Below are 299 nucleotides of genomic sequence, written 5' to 3'. Positions count from 1 at the left end.
GGCGCCCTCGGGGCGAACGGACTGCGGGCCACCATGTTCAACGAGGGCCAGTCCGCGGCCGCCAACCCGGCCCAGGTCAGGGCCCAGGTCAGCGCGGGCATGTGGGACGGGAACCACAGCTACACCCATCCGCACCTGACCCAGGAGACGCGGGCGCAGATCGACTCGGAGATCTCCCGCACCCAGTCGGCGGTCGCCGCTGCCGGCGGCGGGGCACCGGTCCTGTTCCGGCCGCCCGACGGCGGGGCCAACCCGACCGGGCGGGCGGTCGGGGGCCAGTACGGGCAAGGCGGGGGCCA

General features: G+C 75.9%; 1 protein-coding gene. It reads left to right on the top strand.

What is annotated here, in order from left to right; translation table 11 throughout:
- On the top strand, positions 1-299 hold a 299-nt coding region (locus tag KVT45_RS55300), incomplete at both ends, for a polysaccharide deacetylase family protein (RefSeq protein ID WP_217562704.1).

The organism is Streptomyces sp. GbtcB6 (genome assembly GCF_019091475.1).
GTDB classification, from domain to species: Bacteria; Actinomycetota; Actinomycetes; order Streptomycetales; family Streptomycetaceae; genus Streptomyces; species Streptomyces hyaluromycini.
The sequence above is the reverse complement of the archived record's forward strand: the minus strand, read 5'-3'. Positions and strand labels throughout refer to the sequence as shown.